Annotated in this window: 11 protein-coding genes and 1 tRNA gene; 3 read left to right on the top strand and 9 right to left on the bottom strand. The window is 34.5% G+C overall.

The genetic code is table 11. From position 1 onward, the window contains the following. Positions 1-5: 5 nt before the first annotated feature. Both AC5YGI_RS15370 and AC5YGI_RS15375 read right to left on the bottom strand, forming a co-directional pair. A complete protein-coding gene (locus tag AC5YGI_RS15370; protein WP_496168927.1) occupies positions 6-1340 on the bottom strand; it encodes a TolC family protein in 1335 nt (444 codons plus the stop codon). Next, positions 1327-1587, bottom strand: a complete 261-nt coding sequence (locus AC5YGI_RS15375; RefSeq protein WP_454509949.1) for a hypothetical protein — start codon at positions 1585-1587, stop codon at positions 1327-1329. The genes AC5YGI_RS15370 and AC5YGI_RS15375 overlap by 14 nt, the downstream gene beginning before the upstream one ends. 89 nt (positions 1588-1676) lie before the next feature. Between AC5YGI_RS15375 and AC5YGI_RS15380 the strand changes: the two genes are divergently transcribed. Further along, positions 1677-2465: a helix-turn-helix domain-containing protein gene (locus tag AC5YGI_RS15380; protein ID WP_496168928.1), complete on the top strand. Its 789-nt coding sequence runs from the start codon at positions 1677-1679 to the stop codon at positions 2463-2465. 472 nt (positions 2466-2937) lie between these two features. Here AC5YGI_RS15380 and AC5YGI_RS15385 read toward each other — a convergent pair whose 3' ends face one another. From AC5YGI_RS15385 to AC5YGI_RS15395, 3 genes are all read right to left on the bottom strand, one after another. Continuing rightward, entirely contained in the window at positions 2938-3168 is a 231-nt protein-coding gene (locus tag AC5YGI_RS15385) for a hypothetical protein (protein ID WP_330746044.1), read from the bottom strand. Positions 3169-3474: 306 nt separating this feature from the next. Next, on the bottom strand, positions 3475-3801 hold the full coding sequence (locus AC5YGI_RS15390) for a hypothetical protein (RefSeq protein ID WP_330746043.1): 327 nt from the start codon (positions 3799-3801) through the stop codon (positions 3475-3477). A gap of 130 nt (positions 3802-3931) precedes the next feature. Continuing rightward, complete coding sequence (locus AC5YGI_RS15395) at positions 3932-4243, bottom strand: helix-turn-helix domain-containing protein (protein ID WP_330746042.1); 312 nt, start codon at positions 4241-4243, stop codon at positions 3932-3934. A 456-nt stretch (positions 4244-4699) separates the two neighbouring features. Here AC5YGI_RS15395 and AC5YGI_RS15400 point away from each other — a divergent pair, with 456 nt between their 5' ends. Beyond that, complete coding sequence (locus AC5YGI_RS15400; protein ID WP_330746041.1) at positions 4700-6454, top strand: hypothetical protein; 1755 nt, start codon at positions 4700-4702, stop codon at positions 6452-6454. 349 nt (positions 6455-6803) lie between these two features. Here AC5YGI_RS15400 and AC5YGI_RS15405 read toward each other — a convergent pair whose 3' ends face one another. Together AC5YGI_RS15405 and AC5YGI_RS15410 are read right to left on the bottom strand one after the other, a co-directional pair. Continuing rightward, a complete protein-coding gene (locus AC5YGI_RS15405) occupies positions 6804-8096 on the bottom strand; it encodes a phage tail-like protein (RefSeq protein ID WP_330746040.1) in 1293 nt (430 codons plus the stop codon). A gap of 1001 nt (positions 8097-9097) precedes the next feature. Beyond that, positions 9098-11422, bottom strand: coding sequence for a TonB-dependent receptor (locus tag AC5YGI_RS15410; protein ID WP_330746039.1), 2325 nt, complete (start codon positions 11420-11422; stop codon positions 9098-9100). Between the two features lie 258 nt (positions 11423-11680). On the opposite strand from AC5YGI_RS15410, the gene AC5YGI_RS15415 reads away from it, so the two are divergent. Next, the gene (locus tag AC5YGI_RS15415) at positions 11681-12013 is read left to right on the top strand and encodes a transposase (RefSeq protein WP_496168929.1); all 333 of its coding nucleotides are present in this window, start codon (positions 11681-11683) and stop codon (positions 12011-12013) included. On the opposite strand, the gene AC5YGI_RS15420 is transcribed toward AC5YGI_RS15415, so the two are convergent. After that, positions 12004-12088, bottom strand: a tRNA-Ser gene (locus AC5YGI_RS15420). The two genes, AC5YGI_RS15415 and AC5YGI_RS15420, sit on opposite strands and share 10 nt — an antisense overlap. Positions 12089-12285: 197 nt before the next feature. Next, complete coding sequence (locus AC5YGI_RS15425; RefSeq protein WP_446106151.1) at positions 12286-12780, bottom strand: hypothetical protein; 495 nt, start codon at positions 12778-12780, stop codon at positions 12286-12288. Between the last annotated feature and the right edge of the window lie 254 nt (positions 12781-13034).

Consider the following 13034-nt stretch of genomic DNA (forward strand, 5'->3'; position numbering starts at 1 on the left):
TGGTTTTAAAGAATTCCAGCGATTGCCAGAATCCGGATACGACTAAGTTTTACGTTTGTTTGTGCAGTTGTTAAATCAAATTTTGCTTCCAGTAAGGCGTTTTCTGCTTCAAGAAGATCAGTGAGCAGGGATTCCTGATTGAGATAACTGTTTCGGATTACCCGTAAAGTCTCCGTAGTCCTTAAGATATTTTTCTCTGCGGTTTCCACGCTTTCCAAAGCTTGTTTTTGCTGGAGATAAGCTTCTTTGATCTGAAGGGTAACTTCATCATTTTTCCTATTGGCTTTTTCCTTAGCTTCGCCGCTGATAATCCTGGCCAAAGCAATGGAATGTTTGCTTTTGTATAAATTATCCAGGGAAAACTGTACTCTGATTCCGGTTTGCCCGAATCCCCATATATCATTTGAGTAAGGATAGAATGAGATCTGGGGATAGGTATAATTATAAGTGGAATATAATGACACTTTTGGCAAACGTGCTGCTTTAACCTGACTGATATTTAATTCACTCGATCTAATATCGCTGTCCATCATCTTAAGTTCCGGTGACTGGCTGAGCGCAATATCGAGGTAACCGATGTAATTGCTGTCCTGAATAATTTCCATATCCTGACTTTTTTTATAATCTATTTCCAGCTGTTGAATCTGATCTCTTCCCATCAGCACATTCAGACGTTGTTTTCTGATATCTATTTTTTTCTCTATATCAGACAGGTTTAGTTCCAATTGGGATAATTTTACAGAGGTTCGCAGCACATCGCTTTTTAGTACTACTCCATTTTGATGCAGGCTCGCGATCATTGATAACTGTTTTTTCTCTGCAGCAATTTCTGCATAGAGAAAATCCCGGAAATACAAGAATCTGTACAAATCAAAATACTCAACTGCAATCGTATATTTCACACCGTGCTTTTCCAGCTGAGCTTCATATTGCCTGCGTAACTCTTCTTCCCGCTTCATTTTTATATTTATTCTTTCCTTTCCGCCATTATAGAGATTAAAATTCAGACTATATCCTGCTCCATATCCATAGCTTTTAACGGGTACATCCTGCGGAGACGAAAATAAACCTTCATTATAAAGAAGGAATCTGGAATTGAGCTTCACTTCTCCACCCAGCGAAAGTTCCGGCAGCAAACGGTCTTTAGCTTCAAGTACTTCCAGTTTACTTTGCCGGAGATGTAAATCTGACAGTTTCAGTTGACGATTATTCGCTTCGGCTGCTTTCCACATTTCTTCCAGGCTCATCACCTGAGCAGCGGCTGTGTTCTGGGCATGAATATTTGACATGGGCAGCAACAATACTGCCACCCATAGTGGAAGTAATTTATAGGGTTTCATGAATTTTATTTTTGTAAGTGTTTCTATTTTCCCTTCTTTTAAAGAGCCGGTCTGCCATCATTTTCCCTAGTTCATCAAATATTAAAGTTAAATCAACCATAGGCACATAAGGATAAGAATAGGCCCAGCGGTAGAAATTAATTTGTTCGAAAGTTTCTGCCTGATCAAAACCGCTATGATCGAAAGCTTTTTCTTTGGTTTCAATTTCGGGGTTCTGATCCCGGTTTGTTATTGTATGTTTTATCATAATTCTGTTTTATTTACAAGAGCAAAATTATTCATGGTCAAAAACTATCTTTTAATATAATCAGCCTGATATTTGTTATATTTGGCCATATGGAAATTCTTAAACAACTTTTAGACAGCGTAGATCAAAACCCCGACTCTATCCTGGTGGTACGACAGCAAACTGAACAGCAGATGCCTCCACATCAGCATGATAAGGCACAGCTGTTATTGGTTTTTGGAGGAATTGCTTATCTGAAGACTGCTGAGAAGGATTTTTATATTCCGTCCAGCCATTACATCTGGATACCTGGAAGATATCCCCATAATCTGATGTTTAATACTCAGGATCTGTACATTATTAACATTTACTTTCCGGAAGAAAGCACTAACGGATTTTATAATGAGCTGGGAATCTATCCGGTAAGCAAGCTGTTATCGGAAATGCTTACGTTCAGCGAAAAATGGCAGGGAGACTATTATAAAGGTTCCTGGGAATTTCAATTTCTTATAACACTGAAGGAACTTATATCAAGAGAAAATCTCAAAAAATTTTCAATCCAGCTTCCTACAACTGATGACCACCGGCTTAATGTGATTACGGATCATCTCAGGACCCAGTTACATGAAAAGCTTACTTTAGAGAATACCGCCAGACAGGCAGGAATGAGTGTAAGAAGTCTGACAAGGCTTTTTCAGACAAAACTTCATATTACGTTTATTCAGTATATAAAAATGCTCCGGATTATCCGGGCAATGGAATTGATCAAAGATACCGATCTGAATATGACTGAAATTACCTATGAAATTGGGTACTCTAATATTGCGGCTTTCAGCAATAATTTTTATCAGTTAACCAATATGAGACCTACCGAATTCAGAATAATGTCCAGAATATGAAAACTCATTTATCAGATGTGATTCTAAGGAATTGCTGTTTAAGAATTATGGACAAATAAGACATTATAAAAAAGCCTTAAATCAAATGATTTAAGGTTTTTTGCGAAGAATGAGGGATTCGGACTTGGCGGCAGTACTTATTTTAGTATTGACTATTTGATGATGAGCTGTTAATTAAAACGATAAAGAAATATCTGTCATCAGAAAGACACGCGAACAGGTTGATCCACCAACAACAGAAGTCATTTTTTATGTCGAAGCACCTCTGGAGTCCATTAAAGATAACACTACCATTAAAGATATAAAGGCGTTTTTTGGATAAGGAATTTGATATTATCAATTTTTACGATTTCCCATAGCAAAGCCTCTGATCAGCTATCTGTATATATTTTGTTATTTAATCTCCTACTGAAAATATTATTTTCTATTTTGCCTCTATATCGGGTTCCATGGTGAAGAAGATTGTTTTTCTTTAAAATACCGTATATTTTTCAAAGAACGGTACACTCTTTTTTTTTATAACAATCACTGCAACAGAATCATTTAATAATATCAGAGAAATAACAACCTTTACATACCATCTATTGATGATAATAGTAATACTGTCTTCATTTTCAATTATGTTTCCGGCAGTTTCTTTAAGCCTTGTAACAGTCTGGGATTTTGTTTTACCTTTCAACGAGTAATAAAATAAGTTTTTCAATATACTTAGATATTTTAGTTTAACATAAATTGTTGTATCTTCATTTCCAGTAGCTTTAGGGATTATTCAGATTCGATATCATCAAAAAGTGTTTACTACCGCAAACCTATTCATTGAACTTCAAATCATCTCTGCTCCATGATTAAGCTAAAAAAATGGAATATGACTGTTCATCAAAGTGTCGGAGATCATGACTTTTTCATTACCATTTTTGCTTTTAAATTTTGCATTGTAAAAAAGAAAAGTTTTTCATAATGCTTTCCTTCTGATTATATAATTAATTTGTGTTTATAAAAAAACTTTACACTAGTGGTTATTGTTGGGAACATTTCCACTTCTATATTTTTGAAACCACTTGTATAAAGTTGTTTTTGGGATTCTGTATTTAGAAATCACTTCAGCTCTGGTTATTTCTCCTTTTTCGATCTTACGAAGGATAAATTCAATGATTTCCATTGTATAAATGTTCTTTCTGAATTTAGGTAATAGTGTTCTTGTCGTTTTGTTATTATTTTCTTTGGAGGGCGGTGAATACAGAATCAAATGTTGGGTATAAATTCTAAAGAAATCATATTCCAGTAATTTGCACCACTTCAGTAGTAAATCTGTACACATCGCTTCTTGTAGATACATCTTTTCGATTTCAGAAACTGAACAGCCAAAAAAATTAACTATTCTTAGTGAACTTATTTCACACTCTTTGCAACGCATTTTGATATAGGATCCAATGTGTATATTGTTATAATTAACCATCTGATTATTTTTATTTTATTAAAAATCTTTTCTTCCAGGCAGTTACCGTGTTTCTACTGACATTAAAATGGGCAGCCAACTGCAGATTATTCATTTTATTTTTTTTCTGAAATTCAAGCATTTTTAAAATACTTGCCTTATCATAAGACTTATGTTTCTGGTTGTTAGCATTATGCTTTATCCAAAGGATATTATTAAGTTTAATAACATCTAGTGCAGATAAAACACTTTTACTAAGAATATCTTGACATTGTTTCATTTTATTGGGAAACTGTTCAAGGATAATATCATTGTAAATTTGCTTGTAGTTTGGTCTATCCATTTTTAGAAATTTTAATTGTAATCTGAAGTTATTTTAATGTGTTTAATACCTTCCTGAAAAAATTGATAAGCGAGATACGACTATCAGTGTAATATTTATTGATCTTTTAAAATAAAATCCATAGTTTAGAATAATATTTTATACTTAGTTGTTTTTTATATATATAAATTCTTAATTTTAATAGATTAATAGTAAAAAATATTAGAAAATTGAAAGAGGTATAATCTGTTCTCATTTTCTCTGCAAAGTTCCGCAGACGATTTTGAAGAGAAGAGAAACCAAAGTATACTTAGAGTGCACAGCGCCAAAAGACAGGTATACATTCTGTATACAATTTAACAAAAGCCATTAACTATCAATACATTAATAAAAAACCATGAATTAAATCATTTATCAAAAAAGTATAATTTCTTATATTTTTGTAGTAAAAAATGAGTTCATTTTGTAAATATTTAAATGATGCAAAGTTTTTATTTTCTATTGCTGATTTTCATAGTAGGTGTTACCAATAAATGTTATGCTCAAAGTGATACAGATTGGGAACAACAGGAAACGTATGCCTATTTATTCGGGAGAGATTTTGAAAAAGCAAAAGATAATATAGATACTAAGTTTCTAAATTCATCTGATCACTCTAAGAAGATTATAGGTATGGTGTATCTGATAGATTATTATACCAAATTAAAAAAATATCCTGAAGCCAAACAAACTTTAGAGAAAGCATCCCAATTACTTTCAGAAGATAAAGAAGAATTATTAACAGCGTACGTTAATTATGGCTACGCAAGTTATTATGCAGGTCTTAATGATAAGTACTTATTCAGAAAATATGTCAACAGTAGCATCAACATTTTTGAAAAGCATAAAAACAACAATTTTCTCCTCGCTGTTATATCGTACCTTAAAGTCAATTTTTATGTTCAGCATAATATAAAAAGAGACGTACGAAAATATTATTTAGAGTTAACCAGGTATGCACAACTCTCCAAAAACCCAATAGCAATAAGTTCATCTTATACAAACCTGAGCAGTTATTATATAAAACAATTAGCAAAGACAAACAATGAAGGTTATAGAAAAATGGCCGGGAATGCGCTGCAGGTTTCTTATCAATATGCAGAAAAGATAAAATTTCAAGCGGCACGCGAAAGATGCCTCGTAAAATACTATTTACAGTATGGAGAACTGTATAAAAATCAGAAGGCAGAAAGTCAGAAGGCTTACGCTAAAGCACTGCAAATAGCAGCCAATGAGCCTAAGCTTTCCTACTTTACCCCACTTATATACAACAATATAGGTACTTATTATTATACATTAGGGGAATACAAAACTGCAGAAAACTATCTTTTAAAAGCTTATAATTTATCTAAAAAAAATGATGATACCAACGTATTGAATCTTGTAATGATCATAGATAATATTTCCAATCTCTATGGAAGTATGAAAGATTATGATAAAGTGATAAAGTATACAAAAGAAAGCCAGCATATTACAAATAAGTACTATGAATCACTGTTTAATAATTATAATTCCACCTATGAAGTAATTTATCAGTCTGAAAAAAAAGAAGGTTTTCAGCTGCGACAGTTAAAGAATAAAAGCATTATCCTTTTTATTATTATTACTGTATCCCTCATAGGTATGGCTCTCTTACTTTACTATTATCGTAACAGATTAAAGTTGAAACTTCGCAAAATGAACATAATCAGAAGGGAGAAAGTAGAAATAGAGCAATCATTTATCAGGGAAAAAGAGGAGAAGAATAAGGTAAGAGAAGAATTACAATTAACAAAAACAAAAAAGGAAAAATTATACAGGCAAATACTTGCGACTTCTTTACAACTGGAGCAAAAGAATAACTTCATCAAAAACCTGTCGGCAAAAGTAAGTAATCAGGAAGATATCAATATAGAAAAAGAATTAAAAGAAGATAAAATCATTTCAGGTGATATTAAAAATATTAAGATTTTATTTGAGGAAATTCATCCTGGTTTTTACAAAAAATTAATAGAAATTTCAAGTAAGAAGCTTACAGATTTAGATCTGAAATATGCCGGATATATTTATTTACATATGAATAACAGAGAGATATCCCAAATACTTAAAACTGATCCTAACACTGTGAAAATACAAAAATACAGACTAAAACAAAAGATAGGTTTGCCTAAAGATCAGGACCTGAACTTGTTCCTGCAAAACTTAAACTTTTAATAGGCATTTCTACGGTAGAATTGGGAGTGTCTCTGAAGAATTTTGAAGTCTGAAATTATCTGCATGCACGACAAAATTGCTTAATTTATTTTTAAGAATTCTTAAACTTTTTCTGAGGTACTTTGTTTCTTTAATAGCTACTTCTGCATATCAACTCCCTTTTTTATGATAGGTATAGCTTCCATCCACAACCGGAGAAATAAAGGAGAAATAGAGGGAGAAACAGAACCTCACAGATTTAGATCTGTGAGGTCAATTGTTGCAAAGAGACAATATCATTACAACCATCTGAATGTTGAAAATTACGTTATACTTACTTTATGTTCAATTTTCTGTATTAAAAAAGTGCTTATGGTGTCACAATCTGTCTTAAATAGAAAAACACTTTTGTACTGGAACATGTTCCTCCTGGGCAAGTTGTAGAATTGGCAACTCCAGCAGGTGTTGTACTTGCCATCATAAATTCCATGGTGTAAAATGTTTTGTCTGTAGGATCTGCCTTACTCCAGTGGTAAAGTCTGTATTCTGGCATACCTCCGGCATATACCTCCGGATCCCACCAGTTTGGAAAGTTTGTTGAATTTTGTGCGGTTGCTATTACCAAACTTGCTGAACTTCCAGAATACCCTGCCCAGTTGTTTGCGGGTAATCTTGCCTGGTTGTTTTGAGAAGACCCAAGACCTCCCCAAAAATAGGCAGTGTTTGATATAATGTCAACTGTATTAGCAGTGTCATTATTTCTTATCTGAAGATTCACATTAGAAAAAAGCATTGCTTGCGGCACAAAGCATCTTACAGAAAACTTGCCATCCGGCGTGGTTGCATCTAAAGAGTATCCTACTCTACCATTATCAGAAGTCAACATCAAAGGTCCTGAAAATGCAATTGTATTAACATCTGCTGCTTGTAATTTCCCTACCGTAACAGTACAGCTTCCTGTATAAAAAGGAACTACTGTGGAGCTAATAGGAAAATCTGTAGGAGTAGGCGTACTTACCGTAGGTGTTCCTGTCACATTAAATATCAAGAAGCCATCACCAGCTTCCAATTGCCCTGATTGCAGAGTCAGAGTCAAACCATTAACAGTAATTGGTGCCCCTGAACTATAAATTCCACCATTACCTCCCGTATAAGGTATTCTTAATACTCCCACATATGGAGTTCCCTGGATATAGGTACCGGGACTTAATGTTGCAGCAGTACAATTAAGACCAGCTATAGCAGGCGGAGTTGCCGTTGTTGAGCTCACAATACGCCACTCTGAACCATTCCAAAAATAATATCCCTGAGATAAAGCTGTCCCTGTATTAAACACCAATAATCCAACCGCATTTGCACTAGTTCCCAACTGCATTGTTGCCGAAGTAAGATTTACCCTCGGTGCCAGCATCCCTTTATCCGAAGATGTCAAATCTAATATTGCAGAAGCATCAGGAGTAACAGTACCAATTCCTGTGCTACCAGTAGGCGTAATTACTAAATCATTTGCCTGCTGAGCTTGCGACGTACTTCCTGTTGCGGGATTATCTTTTGCGCCGTCTACATGGAAAATTCCTTGTGGGTTTGTTGTATTTATTCCTACCTGCCCAAAGTAAAGTGAACTGGACAATACTGTTAAAATTACTAGAATGTTTTTTTTCATTACTTACTTGTTTTAAAAATTTTAATTTGAAAAAGAGAGAAAAGGAAATTTATAACAATTCCTTTTCCCGAGTTATATACTAAATTTGTGTCCGTAAAAAATGTCGAAGTATCAATCTTATTTTGCTTTGGAAATATTATTGTTTCCATCTTTTTGATACTACGTGTATAAGTTATTTTGGGAATCCTGTATTCTGAAATGACTCTGGCAGAAGTCATTTTTCCTTTTTCCGTTTTTTAATTACTGATTCGTAATGGGCTCATTTCACAATCTATACAATGTACTTAGATATGAACCAATGTCTATATTTAAAATCAGTTATCCTAATTATTATTTTATTAAAAACTGTTTTTTCCAAGATGCTATCGTATTTTTACTTAAATTAAAATGGGTAGCAACTCGAATATTACTCGGATTTAATCCCTGTACAAAGATCTATAGATAAGCCGTAAGATAAAAGAAAACAGAGTATACATACTGTATGCAGTCTCAAAAAGCCAAGTATACATTAGGTATACAATTCAGCACAACAATATGATTAACAAATCTTAAATAAACGCAATAAGTTCAATCACTATTTGAAAAGTAATATTTCTCGTATTTTTGTAAGTGAAAAATGTAATCATTTTATAAATTAAAGAGCTATGTAAGGTCTTTATAAACCAATCACTCAAAAACCCATTCATAAAAATGATTTAGAAAAAGATCTTCTGAGGTGTATGGGAATTAGAGAACATATTGCTGATAATGGGGTGAACAAAAAGGATTTAAAAGGTAAGAAGAAAAATATTTCTTTAATGAATCTTAATCTCCAGTTAAATCTGAAAAAATACAGCAACTAAATTCCACTTAGCAATGTAGGACGCAGTTAGATAAGCCGGAAAAAGGCTAAAAAGGCTCCGGAGTTTTCCGGAGCCATACTTTATAAGGTGATCACAGGAAAAGTTATCCCTACTTTTATCCTATGTAGAATCAACTTCATCCGAATTAAATGCTTATTACTACAGGTCAAACTGTATCCCCAGATTAGCCATTGTTCCTGCCCCTTTGATGTAGTAGCGTCCCTCATTGGTTGCACCACGTACTTCAGCATGTATCGGGTAGTAATCGGCGTTAAATAAGTTATTAACGGAGAATAAGAAAGTAAAATTGTGATATTTGTATTTCGTCTGAAAGTCAACAAGATTGTATCCGGAAATCGGATATTTACCATAGTTATATGCATCTGTAGGAAAGACATCTCTTCCTCCTAAATGCAGGTACTGCAGATAAACATTCCATTGTTTTGTCAGCTTAAAATCAACATTCAGATTAATTTTGAAAGGAGAAATTATAGAATTGTCCAGCTTATCCCTAAAGGTACCTTCATTTTTCAAATCCTGACGTCCGTCCATGTACCCTAGTACCGTACCAATAGACAACCATTGAACCGGTTTTACATTTGCCACAAATTCGACACCATAAATACGTTGAGGAACCTGGAGTAGTTCATACTTACCGGGCACGGACGTCTCTGCAAAGTTGGTTCCTTTCTTAGACGTACTATAATAACCTGTAAGCTGGTAGTCCCAAAAAGATAGCTTGCCATTGATACCCAATTCAAAATTGTTGACAACAACAGGTTTGGGGTCAATCTGGCTCAAAGGCACACCGTTACGCAATATAAGTCCCACATCACCAATAGAATACCCTTGAGAAAAGGACGCAAAAGGTTGAAGATAGCTATATTTATTATATCTGGTCGCAAGGTTAAAAACAAAAGCATCAGAATTACTGTTTTCACCGACTGTAAGTTTGCCGTTTTTTGTCAGATCCCCGACCTTAAACCGGATATTCTCATAACGAATTCCTCCTTTTAGAATCCAGTATGTACCCATGTTTAACTTACTCTGCACATAAACAGCAAAATTGTTCATATTCATGTCCGGTGTTACCAGTTCCTCTTTGAGAGTTTTCTGTACTGTATGATCCTTCAGGAGATCCAGACCGTAGATAAGAGACATCTTAGAAGAACTGCCTAGTTGAAATGGTGTGTTGAAGTTAAGTCTTGCCCCTTTGTGATCAGAATAATTCTGATTATAGGTTTCAAAAACAGTGTTCATATCTTCATAATACAGACTTAAGTTCGCTGCCGTATTTCCGTATTGTCCATCATATTTTAAATGCAGGGCTTTGTTATAAGGAGTCCCACCATTGGCAACCACATCAGATGGAATGCCAATTGCCGGTGATTGCCCAAATATACCCGTTGTGCCTGCGTATTTGCTATCCTGTAAACTGCGATAATAGTTTCCCATTAATTCTATGTGATGATTCTGAGAAAGCTGATAGCCAATTTTAGCCAGCGCATTATAAGACTTTGTTTCACCCAGCCCATAAAACGGACTTACTATTACCCCATCAGCGCTGCGAACAACACCACTGTGTCCTATCTTCCCCTGGACAACATAGTCCCATTTGCCAACCTGTCCCGAAAAAAGTTGTGCAATATTATAACCATAAGTTGCACTCGGTTTCACAAGGCTCATAGAATTATTGAGGTAAGTTGAAGAGCTGAAATTTTTATTTTTTCTAGGCTTTTTTGTAATGTAGTTGATCACTCCGCCAGCAGCTCCGTTACCGTACATGGCTGTGGCTCCGTTGATCACCTCAATATGATCTATGGCACTGGCATCAATCGTACGAAGATCTCGTCCTCCATTACGTAAAGGTGTGGATTGTGGAATACCATCAATCAGCACCAGGAAATTACGTCCGCGGATCTTGGCAATAAAATTATTCTGACTTTCTTCACTTGGAGAAATGCTGGGAACTTTCTGCATCAGGATTGAAGGCAGATTGTCATTGATCTGCCTTTGTTGATCAAGTGCTTTACCTCCAATATAAGTAATTGACGAAGGCACTTCATCAATATGCTCTGCTAATCTGCTCGCTGTAACAACAACTTCATCCAAATTATGCCCTTTTTCAAGCATGACAAATGGACTGGAAAATATAAAGGACTCTTCTGTCAGCTCAACCTCTCTGGTAATACTTTCAAATCCCGCTGAACTAAGTACCAAGTTATATTTTCCATATTCTATCCCTTCGAATCTGAAATACCCATCTTTATCAGACCTTGTTTCTCCTGCTCCAATTAGCTGAATATTGACATTAAACAAAGGTTGCCCCTGTTCATTGACAACACGGCCAGCGACAACACCATTTTGCTGAAAATGAAACAAATAAAAAGATGAAGGAGTGGGTTGAACAAAAGGTACCGCAGCAGAAACTTTAGAGGATACGGAATAAGAACAATATAATAATACGGCTGTGATCTTAGCCATATTGTATTGATTAATTTTCATTGCTTGTACTGAATAGATTTTCGAATTTTGCTGATAAATCAGCGAATGCAAAGATATATTATTTTTATTAATTCTAAATAAATAACAGGGCAAAATTGGTGAAATTTAAATGTGACGAGGACATCTTTTAAAGATCAGCAGAAAACTTCGGATAAAGGTAAAAGAGGTATCAGTTGACCGATGGACTGCGAAAGATTTATCATCAGAATATTCCTAAATCTTTGGCTATGACTAAACTTGCCCATTGGTTCAAAAAGGTGGAAGAAGCAGATTTTAAATCTTTTTTCTACCTTAAGAAAAACAATAATGATTCATTACAGGGATATTTTAAACTATTTTCATCAAAGAAGCTCCAATGCAGCAGCTGAATCCTTCAATGCCAGAATCAAAAACTTTAGAATTCAGCTCAGAGGTGTGAAGGACAGAACATTTTTTCTCTTCAGATTAACAAAATTTTTGCCTAGTCCCCAACTTTTGCGCTTGATCCTTGATCCCGAATTGCTCTTTAGAATGATGAGCAATAAAAAAGCCTTGAATCATTTAATTCAAGGCTTTTTTTGCGGAGAGTGAGGGATTCGAACCCCCGGACCTGTTACAGTCAACAGTTTTCAAGACTGCCGCAATCGACCACTCTGCCAACTCTCCTTAAACTCCGGTAGTACCGTTGTTTTCAGTGGTGCAAATATAGAAAGTTTTTTATTACTGACAAAATATTTTTTCAATAAAATTCGTATTTCTGCAACTTTGCAGAAAACTCTATTTTTACAATTTTGTCAAACACGAACATTAAGAACTCACCATCAGCTATTTATCCTTAAACAGGAAGTATCAAGCTTTAAATACTATCCGTAGTAATATTCGGTGGTGATATCTCCACTAAAAGCTGGATGCATGTCCTGTTTCTGCATATTCAGTTCAAATAATCTTTCACCATTTTTATTTCCGCCCCTTATTTTTAAGGAATACCATCCGTTTTCAAGAGAAAGCGTGACACTGTTTTCTTCACTGATGGCAGCGATATCTTTAAGATATCCAATGCCGACAATTTTTACTTCATTATTCGCCGTCTGAAATATCCAGCCTTTTGATTCTACCTCTACTTCTTCGTCATTCAGAATCTTTTCATCATTCACAGAAACCCGGAATGCATAATAATCTTCTTCTACCCCTATTATCGGAATAGCGATTCCCGACTTTGTTATTTCATCGCCATGTTCATTTTCTACGAAATATTTTAAAATATTAGTACCTGGAAGATCATGATCCTGCAGATACTGCGCTAAAAGCTGTGGACTGAATATCACGAAACCTTTAAGTTCAGAGAATATTTTTTTCATAATATATTTGAATTGGATTTGGATTACATAGTTTATACAGTATTTTTTATTCTAATGATTTAATAAACTTTACAATACTTGTTTTTATAATGACTTTAAATTCAATTAATTCTCCTGTCACCAACTAACCTCTTCAAGCCAATCAAGATACCAACGTTCAAAAGATATTGCCAAGCCATTATCATATGTGAATCATAATGTTTCTTTATAATGTCTAAGGCTTCTTGTCTAATTTTACTTTATCCAAATTATTT

Source organism: Chryseobacterium sp. CS3K3.1 (assembly GCF_059515165.1).

Excerpts from the sequence above, each read along its gene's own strand:
- AC5YGI_RS15370 (WP_496168927.1), bottom strand. The coding sequence starts at position 1,340 with ATGAAACCCTATAAATTACTTCCACTATGGGTGGCAGTATTGTTGCTG.
- AC5YGI_RS15375 (WP_454509949.1), bottom strand. The coding sequence starts at position 1,587 with ATGATAAAACATACAATAACAAACCGGGATCAGAACCCCGAAATTGAA.
- AC5YGI_RS15380 (WP_496168928.1), top strand. The coding sequence starts at position 1,677 with ATGGAAATTCTTAAACAACTTTTAGACAGCGTAGATCAAAACCCCGAC.
- AC5YGI_RS15390 (WP_330746043.1), bottom strand. The coding sequence starts at position 3,801 with ATGTATCTACAAGAAGCGATGTGTACAGATTTACTACTGAAGTGGTGC.
- AC5YGI_RS15395 (WP_330746042.1), bottom strand. The coding sequence starts at position 4,243 with ATGGATAGACCAAACTACAAGCAAATTTACAATGATATTATCCTTGAA.
- AC5YGI_RS15400 (WP_330746041.1), top strand. The coding sequence starts at position 4,700 with ATGATGCAAAGTTTTTATTTTCTATTGCTGATTTTCATAGTAGGTGTT.
- AC5YGI_RS15405 (WP_330746040.1), bottom strand. The coding sequence starts at position 8,096 with ATGAAAAAAAACATTCTAGTAATTTTAACAGTATTGTCCAGTTCACTT.
- AC5YGI_RS15410 (WP_330746039.1), bottom strand. The coding sequence starts at position 11,422 with ATGGCTAAGATCACAGCCGTATTATTATATTGTTCTTATTCCGTATCC.
- AC5YGI_RS15425 (WP_446106151.1), bottom strand. The coding sequence starts at position 12,780 with ATGAAAAAAATATTCTCTGAACTTAAAGGTTTCGTGATATTCAGTCCA.